We start from the raw sequence: 14,913 nt of genomic DNA on the forward strand, positions 1-14,913 counted from the left end.
GGCTATGCGAACACCTTCTGAACGTGATGCAGGCCGCGAACCAGGGCGTCGATCTCGCCCGTGGTGTTGTACAGGTAGAACGACGCCCGCGTGGTCGCGGGTATTCCGAACCGCAGGTGCAGCGGGCGGGCACAGTGGTGCCCGACGCGCACCGCGACGCCGAACTGGTCGTCGAGGATCTGTCCGACGTCGTGCGGGTGGATGCCCTCCAGCGTGAACGACACCGTGCCGCCCCGCGCCTCCAGCGTCTCGGGCCCGATGACGCGCAGCCTCGGCACCTCGCGCAGCGCCTCCAGCGCGTAGCGGGTCAGCTCGCGCTCGTGCGCCTCGATCGCCTCCAGGCCGACCCCGGTGAGGTAGTCGACGGCGGCGCCGAGACCGATGGCCTCGACGATCGGCGGCGTGCCGGCCTCGAACTTGTGCGGGGCCGGGGCGTAGGTCGAGCGGTCCATCCAGACCGCCTCGATCATCTCGCCGCCGCCGAGGAACGGGGGCATGGCGTCGAGCAGCTCGGCCCGCGCCCACAGCACGCCGATGCCGGAGGGGCCGACCATCTTGTGGCCGGTGAAGGCCACGAAGTCGGCGTCCAGCGCGGCGACGTCCACCGGGTGGTGCGGCACGGACTGGGAGGCGTCCAGCAGGATGAGCGCCCCCGCCTCGTGGGCCCGCCTGGCCAGCTCGGCCACCGGGTTGACGGTGCCGAGCACGTTGGACTGGTGGGCCACCGAGACGATCTTCGTCCGCTCGGTGATGACGCCGTCGGCCAGGTCGAGCCGGCCCTCGTCGGTGACCCCGAACCACTTCAGCGTGGCGCCGGTGCGCTGCGCGAGCATCTGCCACGGCACGATGTTGGAGTGGTGCTCCATCTCGGTGACGACGATCTCGTCGCCGGGCCCGAGGGTGAAGCGGGGGTCGGTGTTGGCGGGGTTGCCGAAGGAGTAGGCGACGAGGTTGAGCGCCTCGGAGGCGTTCTTGGTGAAGACCACCTCGTCGCGCGCCGCGCCGACGAACGCCGCGACCTTGTCGCGGGCGCCCTCGTACGCCTCCGTGGACTCCGCGCCGAGCACGTGCATGGCCCGCCCCACATTGCTGTAGTGCAGGGCCAGGTGCTCGCGCATGGTCTCGATGACCAGGTTGGGCTTCTGCGAGGAGTTGCCCGAGTCGAGGTAGACGAGCGGTCGCCCGTCGGGCAGCTCGCGGGAGAAGACCGGGAAGTCCTTCCTGATCCGCTCCACGTCCAAGCTGGTGGAAGTCATGCAGACGCCTTCGTGTACTGCTCGTAGCCCTCGGCCTCGAGCTTGTCGGCCAGCTCCGGCCCGCCCGCCTCGACGATGCGCCCGCCGGCGAAGACGTGCACGAAGTCGGGCTTCACGTAGCGCAGGATCCGGGTGTAGTGCGTGATCAGCAGCACGCCGGTGTCGCCGCTCGCGCGGAAGCGGTTGATGCCCTCGGACACCACGCGCAGCGCGTCGACGTCGAGGCCGGAGTCGGTCTCGTCGAGGACGGCGATCTTCGGCTTCAGCAGCTCCATCTGGAGGATCTCGTGGCGCTTCTTCTCGCCGCCGGAGAAGCCCTCGTTGAGGTTGCGCTGGGCGAAGGCGGGGTCGATGGACAGCGCGTCCATGCCGCCCTTCAGGTCCTTGGCGAACTCGCGCAGCTTGGGCGCCTCGCCGCGGACGGCGGTGACGGCCGAGCGCAGGAAGTTCGAGACCGACACGCCGGGGACCTCGACCGGGTACTGCATGGCCAGGAACAGGCCAGCGCGGGCGCGTTCGTCGACCGACAGCTCCAGCAGGTCGACGCCGTCGAGCAGGACCTGCCCGCCGGTGACGGTGTACTTGGGGTGGCCGGCGATCGCGTAGGCCAGCGTCGACTTGCCCGAGCCGTTGGGGCCCATGATGGCGTGCGTCTGGCCGGAGTTCACCGTGAGGTTGACGCCGCGCAGGATTTCCTTGTCCTCGACGGCGACGTGCAGGTCGCGGATCTCAAGGGTGGACATGGTTGCTTATGACTCCTTCGAGAGCGAGACGAGGACGTCGTCGCCGTCGATCTTGACTGTGTAGACGTTCACGGGCTTGATGGCGGGCGGGCCGGTCGGCTTGCCGGTGTGCACGTCGAAGCACGAGCCGTGCAGCCAGCACTCCAGCGTGTCGTCGTAGACCTCGCCCTCGCTGAGCTTGACCTCGGCGTGCGAGCAGACGTCGTGCAGGGCGTACACCTGCTCGCCCTTGCGCACCAGCGCCACCGGGGTCTCCCCCACCTCGACGCCGATGACTCCCCCGTCGGGGATGTCGGCGAGCGCGCACACCTTCTCGAAGCTGCCGGCGTCGCTCATCGCGCGAGCTCCGCCTCGACGGCGCTCATGACGCGCTCGCGCAGCTCCTCGATCTGGATCTTCTCGATGAGCTGGCCGAGGAAGCCCCGCACCACCAGGCGGCGTGCCTCGTCGTGGGGGATGCCGCGGGCCTGGAGGTAGAAGATGTGCTCGTCGTCGAGACGGCCGGACGCGGAGGCGTGCCCCGCGCCGGCGACCTCGCCGGTGAGGATCTCCAGGTTGGGCACCGAGTCGGCGCGGGCGCCGTCGGTGAGGATGAGGTTGCGGTTGAGCTCGTAGGTGTCGGTGCCCTCGGCCTCGACCCTGATGATCACGTCGCCGATCCAGACGGCGTGCGCCCGGTCGCCCTGCAGCGCGCCGCGGTAGTCGACGTTGCTCTTGCAGTTGGGCTGCGAGTGGTCGACCAGCAGGCGGTGCTCCAGGTGCTGCCCGGCGTCCACGAAGTAGACGCCCGACAGGTCGGCGTCGCCGCCCGGCGCGGTGTAGGCCACGCTGGGCGACAGGCGCACCAGGTCGCCGCCGAGCGTCACCACGAAGCTGCGGAAGGTCGCGTCCTTGGCGAGCTGGGCGTGGTGGTGCGAGACGTGGACGGCGTCGTCGTCCCAGTCCTGGAGGCTGACGACCTTGAGGTTGGCGCCCTCGCCGACGACGAACTCGATGTTGTCGGCGTAGACGGCGCTGCCCTTGTGGTCGAGCACGACCACGGCCTCGGCCAGCGGCTCCACCTTGACCACGAGGTGGCCGTAGGCGGCGCCGTCGCCCTCACCGGTGAGGGTGAGCACGGTCGGCTTGGAGGCGACGGCCTCGCGCGGCACCGTGATGACGGTGGCCTTCTCGAAGCTGTTCCACGCCTGGGCGCTCACCCGGTCGGTGGGCGTGAACGCCTTGCCGACGCGGGCGTCGTCGCGGCCGACCGTCTCGACGGTGACCTCGGGGGCGGCGTCCACGTCGAGGCGGACGTGACCGGCCGCCTCGGCCTTGCCGTTGTGCAGGCCCTTCAGCCGCGTGAGCGGCGTGAACCGCCAGGCCTCCTCGCGGCCGGTCGGGACCTCGAAGTCGCCCAGGTCGTAGGACGCCTTCTCGTGCAGGGTCGACAGGGGCTTCTCGTTCAGGCCCATCAGCCGACGGCTCCTTCCATCTGCAGCTCGATCAGCCGGTTGAGCTCGAGCGCGTACTCCATGGGCAGCTCACGCGCGATCGGCTCCACGAAGCCGCGCACGATCATCGCCATCGCCTCGTCCTCGTCGAGCCCGCGGCTCATGAGGTAGAACAGCTGGTCCTCGCTGACCTTGGAGACCGTGGCCTCGTGGCCCATCGAGACGTCGTCCTCGCGGACGTCGACGTAGGGGTAGGTGTCGGAGCGGCTGATCTGGTCGACCAGCAGCGCGTCGCACTTGACGGTGCTGGCGCTGCCGTGGGCGCCCTCCTCGATCTGCACGAGACCGCGGTAGGAGGTGCGGCCGCCGCCGCGCGCCACCGACTTGGAGATGACGCTGGAGCTGGTGTTGGGCGCCAGGTGCACCATCTTGGAGCCGGCGTCCTGGTGCTGGCCCTCGCCGGCGAAGGCGACGCTCAGGGTCTCGCCCTTGGCGTGCTCGCCCATGAGGTAGACGGCCGGGTACTTCATCGTGACCTTGGAGCCGATGTTGCCGTCGATCCACTCCATGGTCGCGCCCTCGTAGGCGACGGCGCGCTTGGTGACCAGGTTGTAGACGTTGTTCGACCAGTTCTGGATGGTCGTGTAACGGCAGCGGGCGTTCTTCTTCACGATGATCTCGACGACGGCGCTGTGCAGCGAGTCGCTGGAGTAGATCGGCGCGGTGCAGCCCTCGACGTAGTGCACGTAGCTGTTCTCGTCGACGATGATGAGGGTCCGCTCGAACTGGCCCATGTTCTCGGTGTTGATCCGGAAGTAGGCCTGCAGCGGGATCTCGACCTCGACGTTCGGCGGCACGTAGATGAACGAGCCACCGGACCACACGGAGGTGTTGAGCGCGGCGAACTTGTTGTCGCCGACCGGGATCACCGAGCCGAAGTACTCCTTGAAGAGCTCCTCGTGCTCCTTCAGGCCCGTGTCGGTGTCGACGAAGATGACGCCCTTCTCCTCAAGGTCCTCACGGATCTTGTGGTAGACGACCTCCGACTCGTACTGGGCCGCGACGCCGGCGATGAGGCGCTGCTTCTCCGCCTCGGGGATGCCGAGCTTGTCGTAGGTGTTCTTGATGTCGGCGGGCAGCTCGTCCCAGGAGGCGGCCTGCTTCTCCGTCGAGCGCACGAAGTACTTGATGTTGTCGAAGTCGATGTCGGTGAGGTCGGCGCCCCAGGTCGGCAACGGCTTCTTGTCGAACAGCCGGAGACCCTTGAGGCGCAGGTCGAGCATCCACTCCGGCTCGTTCTTCAGCGCGGAGATCTCGCGGACGACCTCTTCGGACAGGCCGCGCCTGGCCGTCGCCCCGGCGATGTCCGGGTCGGCCCAGCCGAACTTGTAATTCCCGAGGCCTTCCAGCTCCGGGCGGTCGGTGACAGTCACCTTCCGGTCTCCTTGCTCGTATCGTGAGGACTCTTGTCCTTGTGTGCGGATTCGCCCAGCGTCTGCGGGCTCACGTGCGTCGTGCAGACCCCGTCGCCGTGCGCGATCGTGGCCAGGCGCTGCACCGGTGTGCCGAGCAGCTGCGCGAACGCCTCCGTCTCGGCCTCGCAGAGCTGAGGGAACTCGGCTGCCGCGTGGGCCACCGGGCAGTGATGCTGGCAGAGCTGGTCGCCGCCTGACTTGGCCTTGCTGGCCGAGGCGGCGTAACCCTCCGCCGACAGCGCCTGCGCCAGCACGTGTACGCGCTGCTCGGCCGGCACCGCCCGCATGACCGGCTCCAGCCGCTTGAGCAGGCCGGAGACCTGCGAGCGGGCGAAGTCGGCCACAGCGTCCTGCCCCATGCGATCGGCCAGGTAGCGCAGCGCGCTGCCGGCCAGGTCGTCATAGGCGTGCTCGAAAGCACTGCGCCCCGCGTCGGTGATGGCGAACAGCTTGGCCGGCCGCCCCCGCCCGCGCTGCCCGCGCGGGCGCACCGTGCGGGGCTCGATCATCCCGTCGGCCAGCAGGGCGTCGAGGTGACGCCGGACGGCCGCGGGTGTGAGCCCGAGCCGCTCGCCGAGGGCGGCGGCCGCGACGGGACCATGCTCAAGGATCAGCCGGGCGACGCGGGCACGCGTGCCGCGCTCGCTACCGGGCTCGATCGTGGGCATGTTTTTCACAACATCAGTGTGCCGTAAATCCTTCCCGTCTCACAAACGGATCGGGGCAGCTCGGCAATGGAATTTGTCACGCAGGGCAGCCTTACCTAACTCCTGCTCGACGCCCGGGTACGGCCCAGGACGGCGTAGGCGAGGACGGCGCAGACGATGAGCCCGAGCATCACGGAGGCCATCGGCACGGCGGTGCCCGCGCCGACGACCCCGACCAGCGGCGCCGACACAGCGCCCAGCGCGAACTGCAGCACGCCCATCAGCGCCGCCGCGCTGCCGGCCACCTGGGCGGGCTGCGAGCCCAGCGCCAGCGCGCTGGTGCCGGGCAGCGTCAGGCCCTGGCCGAGCATGATGACGACCAGGCCGGCCACGATGCCCCACAGGCCGAGGCCGGTGAGCGCGGCCGCCATGAGCAGGGCCGCGCCCGCCAGGCTGGTGGCCAGGCCCGCCACCACGATGGCCGCCGGGGACACCCGCCCCGACAGCCGGCCGCCGACCTGGGCCATGACGGTGAGGGCGAGGGCGTTGAGCCCGAAGATGAGGGAGTACTGCGTCGGGGTGGCGCCGTAGACCTCCTGCAGCACGAACGGCGAGCCGGAGATGTAGCCGAACATCGCGGCGAAGGCGAGGCCGCCGGTGAGCGCGTACCCCATGAACGAGCGGTCGCGCAGCAACTGCCAGAAGGTGCGGACGGTGTGCCTGAGCCCGCCGCTCTCGCGGCTCCCTGCCGGCAGCGTCTCGCGCACCCCGGCGAGCACCGCGACCAGCAGCACGACGCCGGCCAGGCTGAGCGCCACGAAGACGCCCCGCCACGAGGTGAACGCCAGCAGCTGCGCCCCCGCGATCGGGGCGAGGATCGGCGCCAGGCCGCTGACCAGCATGAGCGTGGCGAAGATGCGGGCGATGGCGGCGCCCTCGTACAGGTCGCGCACCACGGCGCGCACGATGACCAGGGCCGCGCCGCCGAGCATGCCCTGCAGCAGGCGGAAGGCGATGAGCATCGGCACCGACTGCGCGAACGCGCACAGCAGCGAGGCGGCCATGAACCCGGCCACGCCCACGATCAGCGGCATCCGCCGCCCGCGCATGTCGCTGAACGGGCCGGCGATGACCTGCCCGACCGACACGCCGATGAGGCAGGCGGTGAGCGTGAGCTGGACCTGGGCGGGGCCGCTCAGCATCTCGGAGGTGATGGCGGGCAGCGCCGGGAGGTACATGTCGATGGAGAGCGGCCCGATGGCCGAGAGCGCGCCGAGGAGCACCAGGAGCAGCGCCCTGCGTTCCTTCTTCTCGGACTTCCGTTCAGCTCGTACGGCGGTGGACGTGGCTGCGGCCACGGACATGCAAACCCCTCTCCTCGCGAACCCGGGTGGCCCACGAGGGCCGAGGTACGGCAACGGCTGTCCGGTCCTCCTAATTCCCAGTTATCAGATATTTCCGTGATTTTCCATGGAGAGCCCGCGCCCACGCGCTCACCTGAGGCCCGGACCGCCCCGCGCAGTCCCTAGACTCGTCGTCATGGAATCCCCAGCCGTCGAGATCCTCGACCTGGTCAAACGTTACGGCGCGGGCACCGCGCTCGACGGCCTCGCCCTGCGCGCGGAGCGCGGCGCGGTCACGGCCGTCCTCGGGCCCAACGGGGCGGGCAAGACGACCACGGTCGAGATCTGCGAGGGGTTCCGCACCGCCGACGCGGGCACCGTGCGGGTGCTGGGGCTGACCCCCGAGCGGCCCGAGCTGCGCGCCCGGGTCGGGGTCATGCTGCAGTCCGGCGGGGTGCCGCCGGCGGTGCGCTGCGGCGAGTGGCTGCGCCTGGTCGCGCGTTTCCACGCCCGGCCGCTCGACCCGGCCGCGCTGCTGGCGCGGCTCGGGCTCGCCGGGCACGCCCGCACCCCCTACCGGCGCATGTCGGGCGGGCAGCAGCAGCGGCTGTCGCTGGCCGCCGCCGTCATCGGCCGTCCCGAGCTGGTCTTCCTCGACGAGCCGACCGCCGGGCTCGACCCGCAGGCCAGGCACGCCTGCTGGGAGCTGGTGGGCGAGCTGCGCTCGGCCGGGGTGTCGGTGGTGCTCACCACGCACCACATGGACGAGGCCGAACGCCTGGCCGACCACGTGGTGATCATCGACCGGGGGCGGGTGGTGGCCGAGGGCACGCCCGCCTCGCTGACCGGGGCCGAGCGGCAGCTCAGGTTCCGGGCGCGGCCGGGGCTGGCGCTGGAGGAGCTGCTCAACGCGCTCCCCGCGGGCAGCGCGGCCAAGGAGTCGCCGGCCGGCCACTACATCATCGAGGGCCAGGTCGGCCCCGAGCTACTGGCCACCGTGACCGCGTGGTGCGCCGCCGAGGGTGTCACGGCCGACGACCTGCGCATCGAGCGGCGCACCCTTGAGGACGTCTTCCTGGAGCTGACCGGCAGGGAGCTGCGTTGAGCGCGTACGAGCGAGCCACGGGCACGCTGGACCTCACCCCCGCGCCGGGCGCTGCGCCGTTCCCGCGCATGGTGCTGGCGCAGGCCGGCGCGGAGCTGCGCGCCACCCTGCGCAACGGCGAGCAGCTCCTGCTCACCCTGATCATCCCGGTGCTGCTGCTGGTGGGCTTCTCGCTGGCCCCGCTGATCGAGCTGGGCGGCGTGCGGCGCGTCGACTTCCTGGTCCCCGGCGTGCTGGCGCTCGCGGTGATGTCCACCGCCTTCACCGGGCAGGCCATCGCGACCGGCTTCGAGCGCCGCTACGGCGTGCTCAAGCGGCTCGGCGCGACCCCGCTGTCGCGGGCCGGGCTCATGCTGGCCAAGACCGTGGCGGTGCTGGCCGTGGAGGTCATCCAGGCGGCGGTGATCGTGGCCGTCGGGCTGGCGCTGGGCTGGCGGCCGCAGGGGTCGTTCCTGGCCGCCGCGCTGCTGATCGTCGCCGGCACGGCGGCCTTCAGCGGGCTCGGCCTGCTCATGGCGGGCACGCTGCGCGCCGAGGCGACGCTGGCCGCCGCCAACCTCGTCTACCTGGTGCTGCTCGGGGCCGGCGGGGTGATCTTCCCGCTGGCGAAGTTCCCCGAGAACGTGCGGCCGGCGCTGGAGGTGCTGCCGATCTCGGCGCTGACCGGCGGGCTGCGCGCGGTGCTCGCCGAGGGGGCGGCGCTGCCGCTGGTCCCCCTGGGCGTGCTGGCGGCCTGGGCGGTGCTGTCGCTGGGGCTGGTGTCGCGCACGTTCCGCTGGGAGTGAGCCGTCAGCCCGCCCGCACCCCGCCGTAGCGGCGGCGGGTGAGCGCGGCCACGGCGGTCAGCGGCGCCGCCGCGACGGCGGCCAGCCCGAACAGCAGCGGATAGCGGCCCGCCTCGGCCAGCGGCCCGGCCGCCCACGAGGAGACGGCGCTGCCGACGAAGAGCGCGGCGGCGAAGAACGCGATCGTGGTGCCCCGGGCCTGCGGCACGACCGACGTCGCCCAGGTCTGCAGCGACGAGTGCAGGAACGACCAGCCGCCGCCGAGCAGCAGCGCGGTGACGGCCACGGTGACGAGGTTCACCGTCGCCGCGGCCAGCGCGAAGCCCGCCACGAGCTGCGCCCCGCCCACCGTCATCAGCAGCGGCGCGGGCCAGTGTCCCGACAGCCGCTTGACCAGCTTCGCCTGCGCCCAGAGCCCGATCCCGTACGCGGTGATGCCGAGCCCCGCGAGGGCGGCCGCGACGCCGGAGTGCTCCAGCGCCGGGGCGAGGAACGGCATCACGCCCAGCATGATCGCGCCCTCGGTGAAGGCGAGCGCGAAGACCAGCAGCGCCCAGCGCTGCCCGAGCACCATGCCGAGGAAACGCCGCACGCCCGCGGGGGCGCCGTCGCGGGCCGGCTCGGGCAGCGAGCGCAGGGCCAGCGCGCAGGCCAGGGCGCAGGCGGCGGGCACGGTGAAGGCGGCCCGCCAGCTCACCAGCCCGGCGAGCGCGCCGCCGAGCCCGGTGGCGAGGGCCGTGCCGAGCGCGGTCGCGCTCATGAGGTCGGTGAGCGCCCGCTGGCGCAGCGCGGGCCGTACCGTGTCGCCCACGTACGTGAGCCCGGTCGGGATCACCGCGCCGAAGCAGGCGCCGGTCACCACCCGGGCGGCCACCAGCGCCCAGAGCGCGGGCATGAGCGCCGAGACCAGCCCCGCCACGGCCGCGCCCACCAGCGCGCCGCGCATGACCCGCACCCGCCCGAACCGGTCGGACAGCACGCCCCACAGCGGCTGGGTGAGGCCGTAGGCCAGGTAGTAGCCGCTGGCCGCGGTGACCGACGCCGACAGCGGCACGCCGAGGTCGGTGGCGATGACGACGAGCATGGGGCTGACGGCGAAGCGGTCGAAGCTGCTGACGAACGACGCGGCGGACACGCCCAGCGGAGGAGCGGAGAGGCTGACGGCGGGGGCGGGGGCGGCGTCCATGACGTACCACCTTAAACGCGCCCCTAAATGCGGAAATGCCGGGCATCCCGAGTAAGCTCTACCGGTCCGCTCCCCTTCCCTTTCCCATGAGGAGTCACGTCCGTGACCGCCTTCGCCCTGGACGATCCGTTCGAGCGCGGCTCCGGCCTGCCGCGGCCGGGCAACCTGCTGCGCGCGGCGGCCGACTCGATCCCGCCGTCCTCGCTGGTGCTGCTCGCGATCTTCTCGGTGCAGCTCGGCGCGGGCCTGGCCAAGGAGCTGTTCGCGGTGCTGCCGCCGAGCGCGGTGGTGTTCCTGCGCATCGCGGCCGGCGCGCTCATCATGGGGGCCTTCGTCCGGCCGCGGCTGAAGGGGCTGACCTGGCGGGACTGGGCGGTCGGCGTCGGGTTCGGCCTGACGCTGGCGCTGATGAACCTGTCGTTCTACGAGGCGCTGGCCCGGCTGCCGATGGGCATCGCCGTGGCGATCGAGTTCCTGGGGCCGCTGGGGGTGGCCGTCGCGGCCTCGCGGCGGCGGATCGACCTGCTGTGGGTGACGCTGGCGGGCACCGGGGTGGCGCTGCTCGCGCCCTGGGGCGATTCGGCCTCGGCGAGCTGGGCCGGCATCGGCTTCGCGCTGGTGGCGGGGGCCTGCTGGGCGGGCTACATCCTGCTGTCGGCGGCGGCCGGGCGGCGGTTCCCCGGGACGAGCGGGCTGGCGTTCGCGATGATGGTGTCGGCCGTGGTGATCGCCCCGGTCGGGGTCACCACCGGCGGGGCCGACCTGCTGCAGCCGCACCTGCTGCTCATCGGGGTGGGCGTGGGGCTGCTGTCGTCGGTGATCCCGTACTCGCTGGAGCTGCAGGCGCTGCGGCGCATGCCGCCGCAGGTGTTCGGCATCCTGATGAGCCTGGAGCCGGCCGTGGCGGCCCTGATCGGCGTGCTGCTGCTGGGCGAGATCCTGAACGCGCAGCACTGGGTGGCCATCGTCTGCGTGGTCGCCGCCAGCCTGGGCTCGACCAGGCGCGGCAAGGCCTAGACGGGAGGAGGGGTCCGCCGCGCGCCCCGGGACGGGAAACTCGTGGGCGCGCGGCGGAGGGCTCGGCGTCTATGGGCGGGGTGGTGCCGAGCCCGAGGAAGGCCAGCGGAGGGCGGGTTCCGCGTGACCGAGTTCGTGGAGTGCCGCCCTGCTCCTCGCGACGGGGAGCGCGGCCCGGCCGGGCCGCGGGGGCGGTGGGGGTGAGCCCTGTCGGGTCTTCCGGCGGGCTCGCATCGAGATTACCTCGCGCGGTGAAAGCTCGATCCCCGAATGTGCAAACTCGTCCCCGGGAGCCGGCGGTCCGGGCTCAGGGCTCGGCGTGGGCGGCCCAGATGCCGCGGACGTGGCCGATGTGCTCGTCCATGAGCCGGGCCACGGCCTCGCCGTCGCCGCCGGCGAGCGCGTCGAGCAGCGCCAGGTGCTCGCGGGCGGAGTCGCCGAGCGCGTCGCGTTCGGAGAGCTGGGACAGGCCGTAGAGCCTGGCCCGGTTGCGCAGGTCGCGCACCACGGACACCAGGCGCGCGTTGCCGGACAGCGCCAGCAGCTCGACGTGGAAGCGCAGGTCGGCGTCGACGTAGGCGAGCAGGTCGCCGGCCTCGCCGGCGACGACGATCTCCTCGGCGATGGGCCGCAGCCGCTCGAACGCGGCGGCCTCCAGGGTGCCGGCGAGCCTCGCCACCGTCGGCACCTCGATGAGACGGCGCAGCTCGGTCAGCTCGTCGAGGTCGCGGTCGGACAGCTCGGTCACCCGGAAGCCCTTGTTGCGGACCGCCTCGACCAGGCCCTCCTTGGCCAGGTCGAGCATGGCCTCGCGGACGGGGGTGGCGGAGACGCCGAACTGGGCGGCCAGCACCGGGGCGGAGTAGACCACGCCGGGCCGCATCTCGCCGGCGATCAGCGCGGCGCGCAACGCCTGCGCCACCTGCTCGCGCAGGCTCTGGCGCTCCCCCACCGCCGGCAGGTCGAGCCGGTCTGCGGCAGCCATCCGCCCTCCCTGTCTACGCTCCCTCGCCGGTTTCGCCGCCCGCCCACGCCTCGTAGGCGGCGGCGGCCACCACGAGGTCCTCCCACGCCATGCCGGTGCTCTTGAACACCCGCGGCCCGGCGCCCACCGGCACCGCTCCCGCGACCAGCTCGGCGAGGTTGCCCGCGAGATGACCAGAGGTGATCGTACCGTGGCGGATCGGAACGATCACATCGCCGGCCTCTTCCAGCGCCGCCGAGCGTGCCTCGACGACCACGGTGGCGCGGGCGACGAGGTCGCCGTCGAGCTCGCGGGCGTCGGGCTCGTGGGAGCCGACCGCGACGACGGTGACGCCGTCGCGGGCGAGCTTACCGGGGAACAGCGGTTCCCTGGCGGTCGTGCAGCAGGCGATCAGGTCCGCCTCCGCCACGGCGGCGGCGGCCTCGTCGGGGCCGTGGGCGCGGGCGGGCAGGCCGGCGGCCCGGCAGCGCTCGGCCAGGGCGGCGGCGCGGGCGGGGTCGCGGCCGACGACCGTGACCCCGGTGATCGGGCGGACCTCGCGCAGGGCGAGGACGTGCCCCCATGCCTGCGGCCCGCTGCCGAAGACGACGAGCCGGCCGCCCTCGGGCCGGGCCAGGTGGCGGACGGCCAGCGCCGAGACCGCCGGGGTGCGCAGCGAGGTGAGCGCGATGCCGTCCAGCGCGGCCAGCGGGGCCAGGGTCGCGCCGTCGAGCAGCAGGTACGTCCCCTGGATCCGGGGCAGCCCCCGCTCCGGGTTGGCGGGCGCGATGGAGACGGCCTTGACGCCGACGTAGCGGGCGGTGGCCGCGGGCATGAGCAGGAGCTGCCCGGCGGGCACGGCCACGATCGGCCGCTGCGGAGTGGCCTCCGGGTCGAGCCCGTCGCGCAGCGCGTCCTCCAGGACCCGCACGGCCCGGCCCATCGGCACCAGCCGCTCGACCGTGGCGGCGTCCAGGTACGGCAGATCGCTCATCGCAGCACGAACCCCGTTCCGATCGGGTCCTCGGGATCCAGCTCGAAGACGTGCCGCCCGGTCCGGTACGCCATGCCCTCGATCTCCGGCACGATCCCCTCCTCGACGACCTCGGCCACCCGCGCGACGAACGAGCTGCCGACGACACTGTGGTGCACCAGCGTGCCGCGCAGCCCGTCGTCGTGCAGCAGGGCCAGCCGGGCGGCGGTGCCGGAGCCGCACGGCGAGCGGTCCACCTCGCCGTCGGCGAAGACGGTGACGTTGCGCTGGTGCGCCGCCCCGTCCACGTCCGGCAGCTCGTCGTGGAAGATCACGCCGTAGACGCCGGACAGCCGGTCGTCGCCGGGGTGCTCGGTGGCCGGATGCCCGGCCAGCGAGGCCTTGATGCGCCGGGCGTGCTCGACGAGCGCCGTCAGGTGCCGGGGCTCCACGGACAGGCCCACGGCGGCGGCCGGCAGCGAGGCGTAGATCGCGCCCCCGTAGGCCAGGTCCACCCGGACGCCGTCCGCCTGGACGTCCCGCGCGAGCACGTACGACGGCACGTTCACGAACGTGACCGCCCGCACCCGCCCGCCTGAGGTGCGCACCCGGGCGGTGACCCGCCCGGACGGCACGTCGATCACCACGTCGGTCACGCCGTCCCGCGGGGCCGCCACCAGGCCCTCGTGCACCGCGTACGCGCCGAGCGCGATCGTGCCGTGGCCGCAGGCGGTGGAGAACCCGTCCTTGTGCCAGAACAGCGCCCCGAGGTGCGCGCCGGGGTCGTTCGGCGGGACCAGGAAGCAGCCGTACATGTCGGCGTGGCCGCGCGGCTCGTGGCAGAGCAGCCGGCGCAGGTCGTCGGCCTGCTCCATGGCGGCGATCCGGCGGGCGGGCACGTCCTCGCCGGGGAGGTCGGGCCCGCCGCCGGTGACGATGCGGAACGGCTCGCCACCGGTGTGGTAGTCGACGGTGGTGATCACAGTTCGAAGCCCTCCGGGAAGGGGTCGCGCGGGTCGAGGAAGTACTGGGCGGTGCCGGTGACCCAGGCCCGGCCGGTGATCGACGGCAGGACGGCGGGCGCGCCGCCCACGGTGCTCTCCCCCAGCAGCCGCCCGACGAAGCGCGTGCCGATGAAGGACTCGTTGACGAAGTCCCGCTCCAGGGGCAGCTCGCCGCGCGCGTGCAGCTGGGCCATCCGGGCGCTGGTGCCGGTGCCGCACGGGGAGCGGTCGAACCAGCCGGGGTGGATGGCCATGGCGTGCCGGGAATGGTGGGCGTCGGAGCCGGGGGCGGCGAAGTAGACGTGGTGGCAGCCCTGGATGCGCGGGTCCTCGCGGTGCACGGGCCGGTCGGCGGCGTTGATGGCCTCCATGGTGGCCAGGCCGGCGGCGATGATCTCGTTCTTGGCCTTGCGGTCGAAGGGCAGGCCGTAGGCGCCGAGGTCGACGACGGCGTAGAAGTTGCCGCCGTAGGCGAGGTCGTACGGGATCTCGCCGAAGCCCGGCACGGTGACGACGGCGTCGAGCCGGTCGCAGTAGGAGGGCACGTTGCGCAGGGTCACCGACTTGGCCATGCCGTCCTCGACGGCCACGTCCACCTCGACGAGCCCGGCGGGGACCTCCAGGCGGACGGTGGTGACCGGCTCGGTCACCTCGACCATGCCGGTCTCGACGAGCACGGTGGCCACGCCGATGGTGCCGTGGCCGCACATCGGCAGCAGCCCCGACACCTCGATGAACAGCACGCCGAAGTCGGCGTCCGGCCGGGTGGGCGGCTGGAGGATGGCGCCGCTCATCGCGGCGTGGCCGCGGGGCTCGTTCATGAGCAACTTGCGGATGTGGTCGAGGTGGTCGCGGAAGTAGATGCGCCGCTCGGCCATGGTGGCGCCAGGGACGACGCCGACGCCGCCGGTGATGACGCGGGTCGGCATGCCCTCGGTGTGCGAGTCGACGGCGTGGAGCACGCGCGTGGTTCTCATGCCGG

Annotated in this window: 15 protein-coding genes; 3 read left to right on the forward strand and 12 right to left on the reverse strand. The window is 72.6% G+C overall.

Annotated elements, in window-relative coordinates; all coding sequences use genetic code 11:
• Window positions 1-2: 2 nt before the first annotated feature.
• From ABD292_RS36890 to ABD292_RS36920, 7 genes are all read right to left on the reverse strand, one after another.
• Window positions 3-1,256, reverse strand: a complete 1,254-nt coding sequence (locus ABD292_RS36890) for a cysteine desulfurase (protein WP_344215756.1) — start codon at window positions 1,254-1,256, stop codon at window positions 3-5.
• Window positions 1,253-1,999 (reverse strand): Fe-S cluster assembly ATPase SufC, encoded by a 747-nt coding sequence (gene sufC / locus ABD292_RS36895; protein WP_329575142.1) that lies wholly within the window; start codon window positions 1,997-1,999, stop codon window positions 1,253-1,255. Before sufC ends, ABD292_RS36890 begins: the two co-directional genes overlap by 4 nt.
• Before the next feature lie 6 nt (window positions 2,000-2,005).
• Window positions 2,006-2,335 carry a non-heme iron oxygenase ferredoxin subunit gene (locus tag ABD292_RS36900; RefSeq protein ID WP_344215758.1) on the reverse strand — a complete coding sequence of 110 codons (330 nt, stop codon included), beginning with the start codon at window positions 2,333-2,335 and terminating at the stop codon, window positions 2,006-2,008.
• Window positions 2,332-3,453 carry a Fe-S cluster assembly protein SufD gene (sufD, locus tag ABD292_RS36905; RefSeq protein ID WP_344215760.1) on the reverse strand — a complete coding sequence of 374 codons (1,122 nt, stop codon included), beginning with the start codon at window positions 3,451-3,453 and terminating at the stop codon, window positions 2,332-2,334. Before sufD ends, ABD292_RS36900 begins: the two co-directional genes overlap by 4 nt.
• Window positions 3,453-4,865, reverse strand: a complete 1,413-nt coding sequence (gene sufB / locus ABD292_RS36910) for a Fe-S cluster assembly protein SufB (protein ID WP_344215762.1) — start codon at window positions 4,863-4,865, stop codon at window positions 3,453-3,455. Before sufB ends, sufD begins: the two co-directional genes overlap by 1 nt.
• The gene (locus ABD292_RS36915) at window positions 4,862-5,575 is read right to left on the reverse strand and encodes a helix-turn-helix transcriptional regulator (protein WP_344215764.1); all 714 of its coding nucleotides are present in this window, start codon (window positions 5,573-5,575) and stop codon (window positions 4,862-4,864) included. Before ABD292_RS36915 ends, sufB begins: the two co-directional genes overlap by 4 nt.
• A gap of 95 nt (window positions 5,576-5,670) precedes the next feature.
• A complete protein-coding gene (locus tag ABD292_RS36920) occupies window positions 5,671-6,918 on the reverse strand; it encodes a multidrug effflux MFS transporter (RefSeq protein ID WP_344215766.1) in 1,248 nt (415 codons plus the stop codon).
• A 175-nt stretch (window positions 6,919-7,093) separates the two neighbouring features.
• Between ABD292_RS36920 and ABD292_RS36925 the strand changes: the two genes are divergently transcribed.
• Window positions 7,094-8,002 carry an ABC transporter ATP-binding protein gene (locus tag ABD292_RS36925; RefSeq protein ID WP_344215768.1) on the forward strand — a complete coding sequence of 303 codons (909 nt, stop codon included), beginning with the start codon at window positions 7,094-7,096 and terminating at the stop codon, window positions 8,000-8,002.
• Window positions 7,999-8,787: an ABC transporter permease gene (locus tag ABD292_RS36930; RefSeq protein WP_425565230.1), complete on the forward strand. Its 789-nt coding sequence runs from the start codon at window positions 7,999-8,001 to the stop codon at window positions 8,785-8,787. Before ABD292_RS36925 ends, ABD292_RS36930 begins: the two co-directional genes overlap by 4 nt.
• Before the next feature lie 4 nt (window positions 8,788-8,791).
• Here the strand turns inward: ABD292_RS36930 and ABD292_RS36935 are convergent, their stop codons facing one another.
• Window positions 8,792-9,973: an MFS transporter gene (locus tag ABD292_RS36935; RefSeq protein ID WP_344215770.1), complete on the reverse strand. Its 1,182-nt coding sequence runs from the start codon at window positions 9,971-9,973 to the stop codon at window positions 8,792-8,794.
• Window positions 9,974-10,075: 102 nt separating this feature from the next.
• On the opposite strand from ABD292_RS36935, the gene ABD292_RS36940 reads away from it, so the two are divergent.
• Entirely contained in the window at window positions 10,076-10,990 is a 915-nt protein-coding gene (locus ABD292_RS36940) for an EamA family transporter (RefSeq protein ID WP_344215772.1), read from the forward strand.
• 307 nt (window positions 10,991-11,297) lie between these two features.
• Here ABD292_RS36940 and ABD292_RS36945 read toward each other — a convergent pair whose 3' ends face one another.
• Genes ABD292_RS36945 through ABD292_RS36960 form a run of 4 tightly spaced genes read right to left on the reverse strand, consistent with a single transcriptional unit; the run spans window position 11,298 to window position 14,908 of the window.
• Window positions 11,298-11,975, reverse strand: a complete 678-nt coding sequence (locus tag ABD292_RS36945; RefSeq protein ID WP_329575119.1) for a GntR family transcriptional regulator — start codon at window positions 11,973-11,975, stop codon at window positions 11,298-11,300.
• A 13-nt stretch (window positions 11,976-11,988) separates the two neighbouring features.
• Window positions 11,989-12,948: an ornithine cyclodeaminase family protein gene (locus ABD292_RS36950; protein ID WP_344215775.1), complete on the reverse strand. Its 960-nt coding sequence runs from the start codon at window positions 12,946-12,948 to the stop codon at window positions 11,989-11,991.
• Window positions 12,945-13,910 carry a proline racemase family protein gene (locus ABD292_RS36955; RefSeq protein ID WP_344215777.1) on the reverse strand — a complete coding sequence of 322 codons (966 nt, stop codon included), beginning with the start codon at window positions 13,908-13,910 and terminating at the stop codon, window positions 12,945-12,947. Before ABD292_RS36955 ends, ABD292_RS36950 begins: the two co-directional genes overlap by 4 nt.
• Window positions 13,907-14,908, reverse strand: a complete 1,002-nt coding sequence (locus tag ABD292_RS36960; RefSeq protein WP_344215779.1) for a proline racemase family protein — start codon at window positions 14,906-14,908, stop codon at window positions 13,907-13,909. Before ABD292_RS36960 ends, ABD292_RS36955 begins: the two co-directional genes overlap by 4 nt.
• Window positions 14,909-14,913: the final 5 nt, after the last annotated feature.

Source organism: Nonomuraea bangladeshensis (assembly GCF_039529455.1).
GTDB classification, from domain to species: Bacteria; Actinomycetota; Actinomycetes; order Streptosporangiales; family Streptosporangiaceae; genus Nonomuraea; species Nonomuraea bangladeshensis.